The sequence below is a fragment of the Roseivivax sp. THAF30 genome (assembly GCF_009363575.1).
Taxonomy (GTDB): Bacteria; Pseudomonadota; Alphaproteobacteria; order Rhodobacterales; family Rhodobacteraceae; genus Roseivivax; species Roseivivax halotolerans.
Genome location: NZ_CP045389.1, coordinates 344,458 through 357,216, shown reverse-complemented (window position 1 = coordinate 357,216; position 12,759 = coordinate 344,458). Strand labels below are relative to the sequence as shown.

Annotated in this window: 17 protein-coding genes; 1 reads left to right on the top strand and 16 read right to left on the bottom strand. The window is 65.3% G+C overall.

The window, feature by feature from the left end; genetic code table 11:
* Nucleotides 1-50: 50 nt before the first annotated feature.
* A complete protein-coding gene (locus tag FIU91_RS01655) occupies nt 51-1,445 on the top strand; it encodes an aspartate aminotransferase family protein (protein WP_152461166.1) in 1,395 nt (464 codons plus the stop codon).
* A gap of 9 nt (nt 1,446-1,454) precedes the next feature.
* Here the strand turns inward: FIU91_RS01655 and FIU91_RS01650 are convergent, their stop codons facing one another.
* The 16 genes from FIU91_RS01650 to rpoZ all read right to left on the bottom strand — a co-directional run bounded on the left by FIU91_RS01650 (nt 1,455) and on the right by rpoZ (nt 12,711).
* On the bottom strand, nt 1,455-1,892 hold the full coding sequence (locus FIU91_RS01650) for a molybdenum cofactor biosynthesis protein MoaE (protein ID WP_093011280.1): 438 nt from the start codon (nt 1,890-1,892) through the stop codon (nt 1,455-1,457).
* Nucleotides 1,892-2,137 (bottom strand): molybdopterin converting factor subunit 1, encoded by a 246-nt coding sequence (gene moaD, locus FIU91_RS01645; protein ID WP_093011277.1) that lies wholly within the window; start codon nt 2,135-2,137, stop codon nt 1,892-1,894. Before moaD ends, FIU91_RS01650 begins: the two co-directional genes overlap by 1 nt.
* Entirely contained in the window at nt 2,137-2,802 is a 666-nt protein-coding gene (gene pgsA, locus FIU91_RS01640) for a CDP-diacylglycerol--glycerol-3-phosphate 3-phosphatidyltransferase (RefSeq protein ID WP_093011274.1), read from the bottom strand. The genes moaD and pgsA overlap by 1 nt, the downstream gene beginning before the upstream one ends.
* A gap of 44 nt (nt 2,803-2,846) precedes the next feature.
* Entirely contained in the window at nt 2,847-3,584 is a 738-nt protein-coding gene (gene recO / locus FIU91_RS01635; RefSeq protein WP_152461165.1) for a DNA repair protein RecO, read from the bottom strand.
* Nucleotides 3,585-3,693: 109 nt separating this feature from the next.
* A complete protein-coding gene (locus FIU91_RS01630) occupies nt 3,694-4,029 on the bottom strand; it encodes a DUF1491 family protein (protein ID WP_093011268.1) in 336 nt (111 codons plus the stop codon).
* Entirely contained in the window at nt 4,022-4,930 is a 909-nt protein-coding gene (era, locus tag FIU91_RS01625) for a GTPase Era (RefSeq protein ID WP_093011265.1), read from the bottom strand. Before era ends, FIU91_RS01630 begins: the two co-directional genes overlap by 8 nt.
* A complete protein-coding gene (locus tag FIU91_RS01620; protein ID WP_245760224.1) occupies nt 4,927-5,847 on the bottom strand; it encodes a DMT family transporter in 921 nt (306 codons plus the stop codon). Before FIU91_RS01620 ends, era begins: the two co-directional genes overlap by 4 nt.
* Nucleotides 5,844-6,530 (bottom strand): ribonuclease III, encoded by a 687-nt coding sequence (gene rnc, locus FIU91_RS01615; RefSeq protein ID WP_093011262.1) that lies wholly within the window; start codon nt 6,528-6,530, stop codon nt 5,844-5,846. Before rnc ends, FIU91_RS01620 begins: the two co-directional genes overlap by 4 nt.
* On the bottom strand, nt 6,527-7,360 hold the full coding sequence (lepB, locus tag FIU91_RS01610) for a signal peptidase I (protein ID WP_093011259.1): 834 nt from the start codon (nt 7,358-7,360) through the stop codon (nt 6,527-6,529). Before lepB ends, rnc begins: the two co-directional genes overlap by 4 nt.
* A gap of 53 nt (nt 7,361-7,413) precedes the next feature.
* On the bottom strand, nt 7,414-7,815 hold the full coding sequence (acpS, locus tag FIU91_RS01605; protein ID WP_093011256.1) for a holo-ACP synthase: 402 nt from the start codon (nt 7,813-7,815) through the stop codon (nt 7,414-7,416).
* Nucleotides 7,812-8,276: a nucleoside deaminase gene (locus tag FIU91_RS01600; protein WP_245760223.1), complete on the bottom strand. Its 465-nt coding sequence runs from the start codon at nt 8,274-8,276 to the stop codon at nt 7,812-7,814. Before FIU91_RS01600 ends, acpS begins: the two co-directional genes overlap by 4 nt.
* A complete protein-coding gene (locus FIU91_RS01595; protein ID WP_152461164.1) occupies nt 8,273-8,719 on the bottom strand; it encodes a hypothetical protein in 447 nt (148 codons plus the stop codon). Before FIU91_RS01595 ends, FIU91_RS01600 begins: the two co-directional genes overlap by 4 nt.
* Complete coding sequence (locus FIU91_RS01590) at nt 8,716-9,468, bottom strand: pyridoxine 5'-phosphate synthase (RefSeq protein WP_152461163.1); 753 nt, start codon at nt 9,466-9,468, stop codon at nt 8,716-8,718. Before FIU91_RS01590 ends, FIU91_RS01595 begins: the two co-directional genes overlap by 4 nt.
* 34 nt (nt 9,469-9,502) lie before the next feature.
* A complete protein-coding gene (locus tag FIU91_RS01585) occupies nt 9,503-10,159 on the bottom strand; it encodes a DUF2062 domain-containing protein (RefSeq protein WP_152461162.1) in 657 nt (218 codons plus the stop codon).
* Between the two features lie 15 nt (nt 10,160-10,174).
* Complete coding sequence (locus FIU91_RS01580) at nt 10,175-12,316, bottom strand: bifunctional (p)ppGpp synthetase/guanosine-3',5'-bis(diphosphate) 3'-pyrophosphohydrolase (RefSeq protein WP_093011243.1); 2,142 nt, start codon at nt 12,314-12,316, stop codon at nt 10,175-10,177.
* Between the two features lie 38 nt (nt 12,317-12,354).
* Entirely contained in the window at nt 12,355-12,711 is a 357-nt protein-coding gene (gene rpoZ / locus FIU91_RS01575; RefSeq protein WP_152461161.1) for a DNA-directed RNA polymerase subunit omega, read from the bottom strand.
* Nucleotides 12,712-12,759 lie beyond the last annotated feature (48 nt).

Here is a 12,759-nt window from a genome sequence, read left to right as displayed (position 1 = left end):
GAATTTGATCATATTTTGAGCGCAACTCACCGAACAGGAAAGGTGCGCCCATGGCACAGCTCACGAACACGCGTCCGACCGCGGAATTGCAGGCGCTCGATGCCGCGCATCACATGCATCCCTTCACGCATGGCGCGGAGCTCGGCCAGAAGGGCGCGCGCATCATCACCAGTGCCGATGGCTGCTGGCTGACCGACAGCGAAGGCAACCGCATCCTCGACGGGATGGCCGGCCTCTGGTGCGTGAACATCGGCTATGGACGGCAGGAACTCGTTGACGCGGCAACGCGCCAGATGAGCGAGCTGCCCTTCTACAACACCTTCTTCCAGACCAGCCACCTTCCCGCGATCCAGCTTGCCGAGCGGCTGGCGCAGCTGGCACCCGGCGATCTCGATCACGTCTTCTTCGCGTCTTCGGGCTCCGAGGCGAACGATACCAATATCCGTCTCGTGCGGACCTATTGGGAGATGAAGGAAGAGCCGCAGCGCCGTGCGATCATCTCGCGGTGGAACGCCTATCACGGCTCGTCCGTCGGCTCGGGCAGCCTCGGCGGCATGAAGGGCATGCACGCCCAAGGCGGCCTGCCGATCCCGGACATCCATCATATCGACCAGCCGAATTGGTGGTCCGAGGGTGGCGAGATGAGCGAGCACGATTTCGGCATCGCCCGCGCGCGACAGCTCGAGGAAAAGATCCTCGAGCTCGGCCCCGAGAATGTCGCGGCCTTCATCGCCGAGCCGGTGCAGGGCGCAGGCGGCGTCATCGTCCCGCCCGAAAGCTACTGGCCCGAGGTGAGCCGGATCGTGAAGGAATACGGCATCCTTCTCATTGCCGACGAGGTGATCTGCGGGTTCGGACGTACCGGCAACTGGTTCGGCAGCCAGACCGTCGGGATCGAGCCGGACATCATGACAGTCGCGAAGGGCCTCTCCTCGGGCTACCTGCCGATCGGCGGATCCATCGTGTCCTCCGAGGTGGCGGGCGTGATCGGCGGTGGCGAGTTCAACCACGGCTACACCTATTCGGGTCACCCGGTGGCCGCCGCGGTCGCGCTCGAGAACCTGCGCCTCCTCGATGAGGAGGGCATCGTCACCCGCGTCCGCGAAGAGACGGGCCCCTACCTCAAGGAAAAATTCGAGAGCCTCGCCGAGCATCCGATGGTGGGCGAGGCGAAGATCGTCGGCATGATGGGCTCCATCGCGCTGACGCCCGACAAGGCGCGACGTGCCGCGTTCAAGGCCGATGCGGGCACGGTGGGCTATCTCTGCCGCGAGCGCTGCTTCGCGAACAACCTGGTTATGCGTCATGTCGGCGACCGGATGATCATCTCGCCGCCACTCGTCATCTCGAAGGAAGAGATCGACGCGCTGATCGCCCGCGCCTGGAAAAGCCTCGACGAGGCCATGGTCGAGGCCAAGGAAAAAGGGCTCTTCGAAGCTGCCTGAGCGGAAGCCTCACCAGCGGTCGAGCGCCGCTTCGTCCTCGTCCTTCGCGGCGACCCAGGATGCATCTTCGCCTGCGCGCTCCTTTTTCCAGAAGGGCGCGCGGGACTTGAGGTAATCCATGAGGTATTCCGCCGCCTCGAAGGCATCCTTGCGATGCGGGGCAGCGGTAGCGACCATCATGATCTTCTCGCCGGGCCGCAGCGGGCCATATCTGTGAATGACCAGGACGTCGCCAAGCGACCAGCGCTCTTTCGCCTCGCCTGCGATCTGCTCCAGCGCCTTTTCGGTCATACCAGGGTAATGCTCGATTTCCATCACGTCGAGATCGCCATCGCCGCGCACGATGCCGGAGAAGGTGACGATCGCCCCCACATCGCTGCGCCCCGCGGCGAAGCGTTCGGCTTCCTCCCCGAAATCGAAGGGCGCGTCCTGAACGACGATCCGCATCAGCCCCCCGTCATCGGCGGGAAGAAGGCAACCTCGCGCGCACCCGACAGCGTTGCGTCGAAATCGGAAAGTTCCTGGTCGACCGCCACGCGCAGCGCAGACAGATCGGCAAAAGCCGCCGCGTAGCGCGCCTCGCGGGAGCGCAGCTCGTCGACGAGCTCGCTCACCGTCGCGGCCTCGGTCTCGATCCGTTCCTTCGGGATGCCGATCCGCTCCCGGACCCAGGCGAAGTAGAGTACATCCATCAGCGCGTCTCCTTGAGATGTGGCACGGCCTTTCGGAAATAATCCCAGCCCGTGATCGCCGTCAGCAGCGCCGCGATCCACAAGAGCGTCAGGCCGAGATAGCCGGTCCAGATCATGCCGGTTTGCCGCCAGGCGAGCCCGAGTTCATCCTCCGTCTCACCGGCGAGGATCGAGGTGACGAGATCCGAATCCATCCCGTAGGTCGCGGCGATGAGATAATGTTCGAAAATGCCCTGCCCGAACAGCACCGCGATGGCGACCATCTGCAGCGTTGTCTTCCACTTGGCGAGCTTGGTCACCTTGAGAAGGCCCGCGGTGTCGCCCAGAAACTCGCGCAAGCCCGACACGAAGACCTCGCGAAACAGGATCACCGTCGCGGGCAGCACGATCCACGGCGTGTAGGAGGAATAGCCCACGATCACCATGAGCGCGATCACGACCATCGCCTTGTCCGCGATCGGGTCGAGCATTGCGCCGATCTTGGTCTCGGCCCCCCATGACCGCGCGATATAGCCGTCGAACCAGTCGGTAATCGCCGCGCCGAGAAACAGGATCAGCGCACACCAATCGGCGAAGGGGCGCGAGAAATAGAGGAACATGACCGCCAGGCCAGGCGCGGCCAGAAGGCGCAGGGCGGTCAGTATGTTCGGCAGCGTCCATTGCATGTCTTTGTCCTATCCTGCCTTTGCGTCACGCGAAAGACGCCAGCTCAGCTTGTGGCCCGCGCACGCCGCGCCAGCCGATCCAGAAAGAGCGCCCGCGCCGGTGGCACCGGCCGATCGCCCAGCGAGGGAGCGAGGTGCGCCTCGAAGAAATGTCCCGTTGTGCCGAGAGCGGCGAGGACCTCTGCATCCTCTCCGGACCCGCTTCCCATCATCACCGCCGGTAAAGGCAAGAGCCGCGGCGCCCAGTCGCCCGCGCCCGACCGGCTCACCGCCCGGCCCGTCTTCGGAGAAACGTAGGCGAGGTCATTGGCGTTCCCGCCCGCCGCGCAGCGCGACAGGTCGAGCCCGAAGCCCATATCCTCCAGAAGCGCCATCTCCCAGCGCAAGTAGGCCAGCGGCCAGATATCGGGCCGGTCGAGCAGGTCGAGCAGCGTCGCGGTCCGCGCATAGATGTCGGGCTGAGCCTCCCGCTCGGGCAAGGTGAAGGACAAAAGCGCAAGGAGCGCGTTCAGCCCCGCCAGCGTGAGCCGGTCGGCCATCGCGATGGCCGCGCGCGAGCGATTGAGCTCGACCGTGTAGGTGCCGATATGATCCTCGAGCCGCGCCCTCCAGGCAAGATCCAGCTCCGCCCCCGGCTGCAGGATCGGCGCGAGCTTGCGGCTGGCCCCACCCCGCACGACCCCGGCATGGCGTCCATGCCCTGCAGTAAATACCTCGAGGATGGCCGAGCTCTCCCCGTGCCGCCGCGTCGAAAGCAATATGCCGGTATCGCGCCATTCCATCCCGGCAACGTTGGCCGAGCGGCAGGCAAGCGCAAGGGGCCATCCTGTCTTTGGGTTGGCAAAAATACCGCGGAGAGCACGAGAGGCAGCGCCTCTCGTCGGGATCGCATCAGGCGAGCCCGTCCTCGTCCAGAAGGTGCCGCCCCGCTCGGTCCTCGACCTCTATGACCCAGAGATCGGGATCGAAGCCGCGCTGCCTGGCGATGGCCGCGTCGACCTCCGCCTCGGGCCCCGAGGAAAGCTCGGCCCAGACACGCGCGCCGCTCGCAAGATCGAAGCTTCGCGTGAAGGCGCGCGCCCGCCCGTCGAGCGTTGCGAGCTTGACGAGGACCGCGCCCGCCGTATCGTCGCCATGGGCGACCACGAAACAGGGGATGTCGTGGAAGGCGAGTCGCCGCCGGTAGGCATCGACCCAGAACCGCGCGGTGAGGCGCGGCTCAGCCATCGCCGTCGCGGAAATCGAGACCCATCTCGGAATAGCGCTCGGCCTCGTCCTGCCAGCGCTCGCGGACCTTCACCTGCAGGAACAGGTGCACCTTGCGGCCCAGGAAATCCTCGAGCTCTTCGCGCGCGGCCTTGGAGATTGCCTTGACCGTCTCGCCCTTGTGACCGAGCAGGATGCCCTTGTGACCGTCCCGGCTGACATAGATCACCTGGTCGATCCGTGCCGAGCCGTCCTTGCGCTCATCCCAGCTCTCCGTCTCGACGGTGAGCTGGTAGGGCAGTTCCTGATGCAGCCGCAACGTCAGCTTCTCGCGCGTCATCTCGGCGGCGATCATACGCATGGGCAGATCGGCGATCTGGTCTTCGGGATAAAGCCACGGCCCCTCGGGCAGACTGCCTGCGAGCCAGAGGCGCAGATCCTCGACGCCGTGTCCCTTCTCTGCCGAGATCATGAAGGTCTCGGCAAAGGTGAACCGCTCGTTGAGGGTCTTGGAGAGCGCCAGCAACGTCTCCGCCTTCACCCGGTCGATCTTGTTGATGGCGAGCGCTACGGGCCGGCCGTGACCGACCGTGTCGAGCTCCTCGAGGATCGCCTCGACCCCTTCGGTCACGCCGCGATGCGCCTCGATGAGCAGCACGACGATATCGGCATCCGCAGCGCCGCCCCACGCGGCCTTGACCATCGCCCGGTCCAGCCTGCGGCGCGGCTTGAAGAGCCCGGGAGTATCGACGAAGACGATCTGCGCATCGCCTTCCAGCGCGACGCCCCGGATGCGCGTGCGCGTCGTCTGAACCTTGTGCGTCACGATCGAGACCTTCGCCCCGACCATCCGGTTGGTCAGGGTCGATTTGCCCGCATTGGGCTCTCCGATCAGCGCGACGAAACCGGCGCGGGTGGTCATGGGCGGCGCTCCTTGCCTGAGGCCCGCTCGCTTAGCCGAGTGCGCGGCATTTGGCCAGAGCCCGCGCCAGAGCGGACGAGCGTATAGAGCCCCGACACGACGATCAACGCCGCGCCCACGAGCGTCAGCGCGTCGGGCCGTTCACCGAAGACGAGGAATGCCAGGATCAGCGCGAAGAGGAGCCGGCTGTAGCGGAACGGCGCGACGACCGAGACCTCGCCCGTGCGCATGGCCCGCGTGAGCGCGGTGTAAGCCAAAACGCCGGTGAGCCCCGTTGCGAGGATCAAAAGCGCGGCGCGCGGCGTCGGCATGGCCGGAAGCCCGGGCTCGAACGCCAGGATCACCAGCCCGGCCAGTGTCACCGTCAGAAAACCCGGAATACCGAGTTGCATCGCGGAGATCTCGGGCGGGCTCGCGCGCGTGGCGACATCCCGGCAGGCAAAGCCGATCATGCCCAGAAGCCCGTAGAGCGCCGAAAGCTCGATCCCGTCCAGCGACGGGCGCAGGATCAGAAGGACGCCGGCAAATCCGACCGCCATCGCGATCCAGCGCCCCGCCCCGACCCGCTCGCCAAGGATCAGCGCCGCGCAAAGCGTCACGACCAGCGGAGCCGCCTGCAGGATCGACGAGGTCACCGAGAGCGGCGCGTAGGCCAGCGCAAGCGCGAAGAAGAGCCGCCCCATCACCTCGAAAGCCGAGCGGATGAGCATCGTGCGGCCGAGATAGCCCCGCGTCCAGACCGGCAGCCCGCTCCGGCGCACAAGCGCGGCGTAGATCACGAGCCCCGTCAGTCCGAAGAAGAATGTCCCGAGCCCCGGCGAAATACCGGCTGTCGCCGCCTTGAAAAGCGAATCCTCGATGGCAAAGCCCAGCATCGCGGCGATCATGAACAGAGAGCCGCGGAGGTTGTCGCTCACGCCTTCGCCTCGACCTCTGCCAGGAGCGACTGGGCGGCACCTTGCTCGGCCTGGCGTTTCGAGCCGGCGGTCGCACTGGCACTCTGTCCCGTCTCCAGGCGCGCCTCGATGGTGAAGACAGGCTGGTGATCGGGGCCGCTGCGCGCGGTCTCGACATAGGCCGGGGGCGGAAGGCCGCGGGCCTGAGCCCATTCCTGCAGCGCGGTCTTGGCGTCGCGGGCATCCTCCTCGACCGAGGCGATCCGCTCGCCCCAGAGGCGCAGGATGCAGGTTTTGGCGGCCTCGAACCCCTGATCGATGTAGATCGCGGCGATCACCGCCTCCATTGCGTCGCCCAGAAGCGCCATCTTGCGGCGCCCGCCCGAGAGGCGCTCCGACCGGCCAAGTTTCAGCGCATCGCCGATGCCGAACTCGCGCGCGACATCGGCGCAGGTTTCTTTCCGCACAAGCGCATTATAGCGCGGCGCGAGCGCGCCTTCGGCCGCTTTGGGGTCACGCTCCAGAAGCGCTTCGGCCATGACGAGACCGAGCACGCGGTCACCGAGAAATTCCAGGCGCTGGTTGTCGCTGCGCGTGGGGCTGGACATCGAAGGATGCGTCAGGGCCTCACGCAAGAGCTCCGGCCGGTCGAAACGCACGCCGATCCGGCCTTCGAGGTCGGCAATCTCGGCTGACCGCTTCAATCCAGCGCCTCGAAGAACCTGTCCCCGCGCCAGGTCCAGAAATACAGCATCGAGCGCCCTGCGGAGGAGAAGATCACGCGATCGGCACGACCGACGAGGTTCTCGAAAGGCACGAAGCCGACGCCGCCCGCGACGCTCGGCACACGGCTGTCGGCCGAATTGTCGCGGTTGTCGCCCATGAAGAAGTAGTGGCCTTCGGGGACGGTATAGACGGGCGTGTTGTCCGAACCCTGGGACGTGATGTTCAGAACCGAATGGCTGACGCCGTTCGGCAGCGTTTCGACGAACTTTTCCTTGATGCAGGTGCCGCCCTCGCCGACGGGTCCGTTGGCGCAGCGCGGCCGGACCCCTTGCGGGCCTTGCGGACGAGCGATCTCTTCGAAGGTGCCGTCAGGTTCGAGGCCGACCGGCTCGTCGTTGATGAAGATGCGGCCGTCGCGCACCTGCACGCGGTCGCCAGGCAAGCCGATGAGGCGTTTGATGAAATCCGACCCGTTCACCGGGTGGCGGAAGACGACAATATCGCCGCGCTCGGGCTCAGAGCCGAGAAAGCGTTCGTTGTCGCCGTCGAAAATGCCGCAGATGTCTTCGGCATCGATGTCGATGCCGATGCTCGGAATCCGCACTGAAGGGCAGGAGGCGTAGGAATAGCCGTAGGCCATCTTGTTGACGAAAAGGAAGTCGCCGATCAGCAGCGTGTCCTTCATCGAGCCCGAGGGAATCCAGAAGGGCTGGAAGAACAACGTACGGAACACACCCGCGATCAGGAGCGCGTAAACCACCGTTTTGACGGTCTCGACAAAGCCGCCCGACGATGCTTTCGATGCCATGTTCTGCCCCTTTGCCCTTTGCGCCGGTTAAGTGCCGACCGGCACCCGCGAAGTCAAGCGCGAGGGCGCGCCTCGATCACGACGAAGGCCTGCGCCCAGGGATGATCGTCGGTCAGGGTGACGTGGATGATCGCCTCGTGTCCTTCGGGGGTCATTTCGGCCAGCCGGTCGGCGGCCCAGCCGGTGACATGCATGACGGGCTGGCCCGTTCGCAGATTGGTCACGGCCATATCCTTCCAGGCGATCCCCATGCGAAGCCCGGTGCCAAGCGCCTTGGAGCAGGCCTCCTTCGCCGCCCAGCGCTTGGCATAGGTGCCGGCGACATCCGCGCGGCGTTCCGCCTTGCGCTGCTCGGTCTCGGTGAAGACACGGTTGCGGAAGCGGTCGCCAAAGCGGTCAAGCGTGCCCTGGATGCGCTCGATATTCGCCAGATCTGTGCCGACGCCGAGGATCATGTCTCTCCCCGATAGATATGCGCGACGTCGTCCTGCCGGAGCCCGCCCGTCCAGATGAAGGCATCGCCCGAGGCGCGGGCGTAATCCGCGATTCCGAGGCCTGGAAACTGGAAGAAATCCGGCGCGGCCTCCTGCGTCATCGCGAACGCCAGACGGTCGATGCCCGCCCAGCGCATCGCGGCCAGGCACATCTCGCAGGGCTGCATCGAAGCGATCAGGCTCGCGCCCGACAGATCCTTCGTGCCGAGCGTGCGGCAGGCGCGGGCGATGGCGACGATCTCGGCATGCCGGGAAGGATCGCGCTCGTCACCGACCTCGTTCCGGGCCAGCATCACGATCCGGTCGTTTCGGACGATCGCCGCGGTGAAGACGGGGCCGCCACCGGGCGTGTAAAGCCGTCGCGCCTCGTCGATCACGCGGCCAAGCGCATCCGCCTCGGTCGGGGTCAGCTCGAAGCTCATCGCTGCGAGGTCGCGACGACGCCGCTTTGCTGATTGATGGTGACGGTCAGCGTTTCGTCCACGAAATCCGCACCGTCGAAGACGCGCACGGGGACATCGACACTGAGACCGGTCGCGGCATCGTAGGAGGCGACAGCCCCTGCAAGATCGAGCCCGCCATAGCCAAAATTGCGTTCATTCGAGATCAGGGTGCAGATATCACCCGGATCTTCAGGCGATGGCAGGACCACCATCAGGTGCGAGGAGCAGCAGGCCGGCTCGCCGCCGGTGTCGAGATAGAACATCCGGATCGCACCTTGAGCGAAGGTACGTATGCCGATCTCGGGCGGCAGGACGAGATTGCGCGCATTCGCCTCGAACGTGTCGCAATCGCGCGTGACATCGGCCAGGGCGGCCTGCCCGGCCAGCGCGAAGACGCTCGCAAGAGCGAAAGAGCGGATCATGCCCGCGCCTCGTCCATCAGTCGGCGCATTTCGCGGATCGCCCCGTCAAGACCGAGAAAGATCGCCTCTGCGATCAGGAAATGCCCGATATTGAGCTCGCGGATCTCGGGGATCGCGGCGATCGGCCCGACCGTTTCGAAGGTGAGCCCGTGGCCTGCATGGACCTCGAGCCCCAGCCCGTGAGCCTGAGCCGCCGCCGCCCGCAGCCGTTCGAGTTCCGCGTCGCGTTCTTCGAACCGCTCCTCGTAGTGCAGGTCGCAATAAGCGCCCGTGTGCAGCTCCACGACCGCCGCGCCGATGCGGGCGGAGGCCTCGATCTGCTCGGGATCGGCCGCAATGAACAGCGACACGCGCGCGCCTGCCTCGCGCAGGGGGACGATGAAATCGGCGAGCCGGTTCTGATCCTTCGCAACTTCGAGCCCGCCCTCGGTCGTGCGCTCCTCGCGCTTTTCGGGCACGATGCATACCGCGTGCGGACGATGCCGAAGGGCGATTTTCTGCATCTCCTCGGTCGCGGCCATCTCGAAATTGAGCGGTGTGCGGAGCGACGCCATCAGCGCTTCGATATCGCCGTCGCGAATGTGCCGGCGATCCTCGCGCAGATGCGCCGTGATGCCGTCGGCCCCGGCCTTCTCGGCTATCTCTGCCGCACGGACGGGATCGGGATAGGCGCTGCCGCGCGCGTTTCGTACGGTCGCAACGTGATCGATGTTCACACCGAGCCTGAGTGTTTGATCCTCGGTCGCCATGGCGGGGGTCTCCGTCCTGTCTGTGGCGGGAAAGCTAGTCCGCGGAGGCGTTGCCGTCAGCCTGTTTCTGCTTTTTCGCCTTCATCGCCGCGATCTTGGCCGCGATGATCCCCTTGCGCCGGTTCTGGTAGGCGCGGATCAGCGGCAGCGAGATGTAGTAGCAGATGAGCCCCGTGACGATCCCGGGAATGATGCCTCCCACGAGATAGGGAAAGAAGACATCGTCGTAGAAAAGCGCCAGATCGCTCCAGTCGGCCCGGTCGGACGTGAAGATCGCGACGAAATTGTCCCACAGGTCGCGGCCAGCGGCCGCGAATTTGTCGCCGACCCAGCGGTGATCCTCGGGATCGCTTTCATCGCCGAGAATCCAATGCCCGGTCTGCAGCGAGACCACCGCGATCGGCACGTAGGTCAGCGGGTTGCCGAAAAAGGTGCCCATCAGTGCCGCGACGATATTCCCGCGCAGCACCCATGCCAAAAGCGCCGCCAGAAAGAAGTGCAACCCGTAGAGCGGCGTGAAGGTCATGAAGACGCCGGCGAAGATGCCGCGCGCGATCTTGTCCGGCGGGTCGGGCAGGCGCTGCAGCCGGTGACGGATATAGCGTGCCGCGCGGCCCCACCCGCCTTTCGGCCAGAGAAAGCGCAAGCCCTGCTTCCAGTACGGCTGCTGTTCGCGTCTCCTGAAGACCAAGGAGGGATCCCAATCCTATTCGGCGGCCGTGCGGGCCTTTTCGCTTCGGTCCGTGTCCCGGCGGCGCTCGACCTGTGCGACGTCGCTTTCGGCTTCGAGAGCCGAGATCACCGAGTGAAGGTGTTCGGCATCGCTGAGCTGCAGCTCGACCTCGAGCCGGTAGTAGTCCGGCTTCCGGTCACGGAACTCAAGGTCCGAGATATTGGCCTTGCGCTCTCCGATCAATGTGCAAATCCGCCCCAATACGCCCGCATCGTTTCCGATCGTCAGTTCGAGGGTGACATCATAGAGCGGCGGATGCCGCCCTTCGGCCCATTGCAGGTCGAGCCAGCGGTCCGGCTCGTCCTCGAACTCGGCAAGGCTCGGGCAATCGATCGCGTGGACCACGACGCCGTGACCGCGCCGCGCGATACCGACAATCCGCTCGCCGGGCAGAGGCTGACAGCATTTCGCACGTGCGAACCCCTGGTCATGGGCCAGACCAATGACAGCCCGAGCCGTGTCGACTTCGGAGGATGGACGCGGCGAGAGGTCGGGATAGACCGCGGCCACCACTTCGCGGGCGGAGATCTCGGCCGAACCGAGCCGCGCCAGAAGCTCTTCGCCGTCCTCGAGGCGCAGGGTCTTCGCCGCCTTCTCAAGCACTTTATCGGAGGCTTTCTTGCCCACATGCTCGAAAGCGGAGCGCGCGATCTCGTGACCGAGCTTGACGAAACGCTCCTTGCGCGCCTCGCGCAGCGCCCGCCGGATCGCGGTCTTGGCCTTGCCGGTCTGCGCGATATCGAGCCAGGTCGCCTGCGGCGTCTGTCCTTCGGCGGTGATGATCTCCACCGATTGACCGTTCTTGAGACGGGTCCAGAGCGGCACGCGCAGCCCGTCCACCTTCGCGCCGACGCAGGCCGAGCCGATGCGGGTGTGGATCGCGTAGCCGAAATCGAGCGGCGTCGCGCCGCGCGGCAACTTCACCACGTCGCCCTTCGGCGTGAAGCAGAAGACCTGGTCGGAATACATCTCGAGCTTGACCGCCTCGAGGAATTCGTCGTGATCCTCCTCAGCGGTGAACTGCTCCGTCAGGGAGGCGATCCATTTGGCCGGATCGACCGCGAACGGGTTCTGCGCCCGCACACCGTCGCGGTAAGACCAATGCGCAGCGACGCCGGTCTCTGCGACCTCGTGCATCTGCCGGGTGCGGATCTGCACCTCGACGCGCTTGCCGTCGCGGCCCGAAACGGTGGTGTGAATCGAGCGGTAGCCGTTCGTCTTGGGCTGGCTCACGTAGTCCTTGAACCTGCCCGGCACGGCACGCCAGCGGCGGTGGATGGCGCCGAGCGCGCGGTAGCAATCCATCTCGCTGGCGGTGATGACGCGGAAGCCGTAGATGTCCGACAGCCGCGAGAAGGACAGCTCCTTCTCCTGCATCTTGCGCCAGATCGAATAGGGTTTCTTCGCGCGCCCGAAGACCTCCGCGTCGATCCCGACCTGGTCCAGCTCATGGCGCATGTCGGACGTGATACGCGGAATGACGTCGCCGGCCTCGCGCTGAAGGGTGATGAAGCGGCGGATGATCGACAGCCTCGCTTCGGGGTTGATGACGCGGAAGGCGAGATCCTCGAGCTCCTCGCGCATCCACTGCATCCCCATCCGGCCTGCGAGCGGCGCGTAGATATCCATCGTCTCGCGCGCTTTCTGGAGCTGCTTCTCCTCACGCATCGCCTTGATGGTACGCATGTTGTGCAGCCGGTCGGCGAGCTTGACGAGGATCACCCGCAAATCCTTCGACATCGCCATGAAAAGCTTGCGGAAATTCTCCGCCTGCTTGGTCTCGGTCGAGGAGAGTTGAAGGTTGGTGAGCTTCGTCACCCCGTCCACCAGCATCGCGGTCTCCGCGCCGAAACGCTCGGAGATCTCGTTGTAGGTCGACTTGGTGTCTTCGATCGTGTCGTGAAGGAGCGCGGTGATGATTGTGGCGTCGTCGAGCTGTTGCTCGGTCAGGATCGCCGCCACAGCGACGGGATGCGTGAAGTAGGGCTCGCCCGACTGCCGCATCTGCCCTTCATGCATCGCGCGACCGTACTCGTAGGCCGCGCGAATGAGCTTTTCATTCGTTCTGGGATTGTAGTTGCGGACGAGCGCAATGAGATCCTCGGCGGCAATCATGCGCCATCATCCTCAAGATGCCCGACGCGCGCGAGGCATCAGTTCTCGCCCTGCGCCTCCATCAGCGCGCGGAGCAGCTTCTCCTCGGACATGTCGTCGTCCTGCTGCGGCTTGTCCGGCTCGGAGCCCATCAGGAGCGCCATTGCGTCGTCCTCGGGCTCGTCCACCTCGATCTGGGTCTGCTTGGACTCGATGAGGCGCTCGCGCAGCTCTTCTGCGGACTGCGTTTCCTCGGCGATCTCGCGGAGCGACACGACGGGGTTCTTGTCGTTGTCACGGTCCACCGTGATCGCGGCGCCGGACGAGATTTCGCGGGCGCGATGGGCGGACAGGAGAACCAGCTCGAAGCGATTCGGAACCTTGTCGACGCAATCTTCAACCGTCACGCGGGCCATGTATGTCTCCAGTCTTCGGGTCTGACGTCAGAAAGGTGGTATGTAACG